We start from the raw sequence: 3,422 nt of genomic DNA, 5'->3' as shown, positions 1-3,422 counted from the left end.
ATGTATATCTATAGCATATTGCCAATCTGATAAACTAAAAATGAAACAATCCATGCAAGTAAAGTAGTATAAACAATACTAAAAAGCCCCCATTTCCATGAACCTGATTCTTCTTTTATAGCAACAATAGTAGCGACACATGGGAAGTAAATGAGCACAAAAAGTAACAAACTGACAACAACCAAAGGAGTAAAGACATCTGTTCCATCTGCATAAGTCTCACTGACAAGCCGAGATTCCAACGACTCCTGATTTTCAGGATCTCCAGTATAGAGAACTCCCAGAGTACTTACAACAACCTCTTTTGCCGCCATTCCTGAAAGAAGGCTTACACTTATTTTCCAATCGAAACCAAGTGGCCGCATTATAGGTTCAATAGCCTTCCCTACACGCCCTATATAAGATTCCTCTTGATGTAAAATATTTCTTTGATCCTCAATATCCCCTATTAAAGACTCTTTTTCACTAACATCTATAGAATTATTGTTTGATTGAGTTAATACCTCTGATATCTGATTATCAAAATACGCCTCACGTTCTTTATCTCGAGGAAAATAGCCTAAGAACCAAATAATTATTGAGGCTATAAGAATCACCCCTCCCATCTTCCTCAAATATTGCCGCGATTTGTCCCACATATGTATCGAGACCGCTTTCAACGTAGGCATCCTATAAGGAGGGAGTTCCATAACAAAAGGTGTATCTTCTTTAGGAAATAAAAACCGCTTAAACAATCTGGCAGATACTACAGCGATCAATATACCGCTAAAATAAAGACCAAATAAAACGAAGCTGGCATATGACTTAAAGAATACTCCCGCAAATAACAAATAAACAGGTAAACGAGCACTACAGGACATAAACGGATTGATAAGCATGGTTATCATCCTACTATTACGACTTTCTATAGTACGTGTAGCTAATATTGCCGGCACATTACATCCAAATCCCATCACCAGAGGTATAAAAGATTTTCCATGCAATCCCATTTTATGCATCACTTTATCCATTATAAAAGCGGCACGAGCCATATAACCGGAATCTTCCATAAAAGAAATAAAAGCATACAATATTAATATATTGGGTAGAAAGACTATAACCCCTCCTACTCCTCCTATAATACCATCTACAAGTAAATCCTTAAGCATTCCTTCAGGCATGACACCTCGTATATAATTACCCAAAAGCGCGACTCCATTTTCTATCCATTCCATAGGATATCCCCCTAATCGGAATGTACATTCAAACATTACCCACATAAAAAAGAAGAAAATAGGAAAGCCCCAATATTTATTGGTTACAATCGAATCTATTATCCGGGTCTTGTCCGACTCGTTGATTTTCTCTTTCAACGTCTCCTTCAGCCCACCAGCTATAAATCCATATCGAGCATTGGTCAAAGCCGATTCGGTATCTTCCTTCAATGTATCTTCTATATACTTAACTTCAGCATCTCTTACTTCAAACAATTCTTTGTTATTAGAAAAGGTCGACACGTAAGTTTCTATATCTTTATCTTTCTCTAATAATTTAATTGCAATATAGCGGCGGGGAAAAACAAGTGAGGCTTCTTTTTGTTTTTCAATTTGTATATTCAGTTTACTGATAGAATTCTCGACAGTATTTCCATAATATATGTGCACCCTACGCGCAACCGGCTCCACTTCTTCATATCTACGAATAACAGCATCAAAAAGATCGCCTATTCCGGCTCCAGTTTTGGCAACTGTAGGAATCATAGGTATACCAATCATTTTCGAAAGCTTCTTATTATCAAATTCAGTACCACTTTCGGTCAACTCATCATACATATTCAGAGCAACAACAACAGGTACTTCCATATCAATCAATTCTGTAGTCAGATATAAGTTACGCTCCAGATTAGAAGCCGCCACAATATTCACAATAACATCCGGCTCGTCTTCAACAAGATGTTTCCTTACATAAAGTTCCTCCGGTGTATATGCAGATAGGGAATAAGTTCCGGGTAAATCTACTATTTTAAAAATATAGCCTCCATGCTTAAAACGACCTTCTTTCGAGTCGACAGTCACCCCTCCATAATTACCAACATGCTCATGAGCTCCTGAAGCAATATTAAACAATGATGTTTTACCAGCATTAGGATTACCAACCAGAGCAACCCTTATTATCTTTTTATTATTATGGCTTATTTTATTTGTTTTTGATAATACTGACTCTTGATTCAGCTTCTCATTAAATTCTGAATTAGAACTTTCCCCGATAGAAGAAATCTCTATTTTTTTATTCAGATCTGGATAAACGACCTCTATTAATCCGGCTTCGCTACGACGTAGAGAAACCTCATAGTCCATTATTTTATATTTGATTGGATCTTTAAGCGGAGCATTTAATATAACCTTTATTGTTTTTCCTTTAATGAAACCCATTTCCAGAATGCGTTTACGGAAAGCCCCGCTACCATTAACCCGAACAATAACCCCTTTCTCACCTGTTTTCAGATCAGACAAAAGCATATCTAATATTTTTTATTTTTAATTTGAAGTACAAAGATGCGCATTTTTCACTAGAATGTATAAGTTTTTCCGAGTATTATTTAGAATGAATATAAAAAGAAAAACAGCAAAAAAAATAAGGATAGAGTCCTATCTTATTCTTATTCAAAAAAAAGAAATTTTATAAAAGCATAAAGACCAATGCTTCAGAGATATACTTCAACGGCCAATTCCAGGATCACTTTCACAAGCAATAGCATAAGAAATGTTATTTAACAATAAGAACCATTGTCGGAGTAATAAATGCCCAATATATCCGAATGTGTCTCTGCCGCATTGGCTTTATATATACAGTCATCAGAGGAACAAATAATAAAATCATTTTTAATCAGAAAAATCACTACAAGAGCGATACGCCAAATAATAATTACTATTGACAGTCTAATTACAGTATGCTTTTATTATAAGATTAATTCTGTGTTTTTTGTAAACTACTTAACTTAATAAATGAGATCCCTCTTGAATTTTTAATTTTGTCAATTACCTTTCATCGTTATTTCGGCTGTAAAATTACAATTTTGTTTTTGTTTCACAAAGTTTAGAAGCCATAAATCTTGAAAACAAATAATATTAACTATCGCCCAAATCATTATCTTTGTATCTAAATAAAAGATAATACAGCGTGATTTACCCTGAAAATTTCGAAATTAAGATAGGTTTTGACAAAATAAGGCAGCTACTTGCAGCAAAATGTTTAAGTTCCTTAGGCAAAGAAAAAGTACAAGAAATGGCTTTTTCTTCGGATCATTTCCATATAAAAGAGAGTTTATTTCAAACGGATGAGTTCAAACGCATTATTCAGGAAGGGGTAGACTTTCCAACTAATTACTTTCTGGATGTACGCTCATCGCTACGTAATATACATATAGCAGGCCCATGGATAGA

The 3,422-nt window shown here is 34.8% G+C and carries 1 protein-coding gene; it reads right to left on the bottom strand.

The features are described 5' to 3' along the window. Window positions 1–8: 8 nt before the first annotated feature. Window positions 9–2,498, bottom strand: coding sequence for a ferrous iron transport protein B (gene feoB / locus JGH11_RS19415; RefSeq protein WP_201114547.1), 2,490 nt, complete (start codon window positions 2,496–2,498; stop codon window positions 9–11). Window positions 2,499–3,422: the final 924 nt, after the last annotated feature.

This window comes from Dysgonomonas sp. Marseille-P4677 (genome assembly GCF_016652235.1).
In the GTDB taxonomy this organism is placed as follows: Bacteria; Bacteroidota; Bacteroidia; order Bacteroidales; family Dysgonomonadaceae; genus Dysgonomonas.
This window is presented reverse-complemented; position numbering and strand designations above follow the sequence as displayed.

Coding starts and splice junctions, on each gene's coding strand:
- feoB (WP_201114547.1), bottom strand. CDS start 2,498: ATGCTTTTGTCTGATCTGAAAACAGGTGAGAAAGGGGTTATTGTTCGG.